General features: G+C 38.2%; 1 protein-coding gene and 1 pseudogene. One reads left to right on the forward strand and one right to left on the reverse strand.

Annotated features, from left to right (window positions below):
• A pseudogene (locus ACFIO3_RS15585) lies at positions 1-285 on the reverse strand (cytochrome c family protein); the annotation flags it as partial.
• A gap of 104 nt (positions 286-389) precedes the next feature.
• Between ACFIO3_RS15585 and ACFIO3_RS15590 the strand changes: the two are divergent.
• On the forward strand, positions 390-524 hold a 135-nt coding region (locus ACFIO3_RS15590), incomplete at its 3' end, for a cytidylyltransferase domain-containing protein (protein WP_375704832.1).

The raw sequence follows: 524 nt of genomic DNA on the forward strand, positions 1-524 counted from the left end.
AACACGCCCTGCTTCATTGCGTCCAGAAGTATGGCATATGGCACATTGGCGAAAAATTTTACGGCCATTTTCAAAATTGCCTTGTTGAAGTCGGCTATTTAGTGATAGGGAAACATCAGGTGCTTTTTGTTTTTCTTTAAATATATCGTTCTTGGTAACTGTATGATAATATTGAACTGATGTAGGATGATCATAAACTATATTGCTGAGTGTGGAAATTCCCACAACAATGACCAACACACATAAACAAGCAAAAACAAAATAGATAACTCTCCAGCGATTCATAAAAACTCAAATGTTCATGGTTTCATTACCATTTTTAGTATAAGCTTTTTCTTTATAACACACAACATCCTAAATGCATCACAGACGACGTTTGGAATCTTGCAATGGCTCTTGAACCAATTATTCTTATCCCTGCCCGTATGGGCTCAACCCGTCTACCTCAAAAAGCTCTCGCTGAAATCGCTGGAAAGCCGATGATTGTTCATGTCGCAGAACAAGCAAAAAAAGCCGCATTAGGT

The organism is Bartonella sp. AD328YNZD (assembly GCF_042196425.1).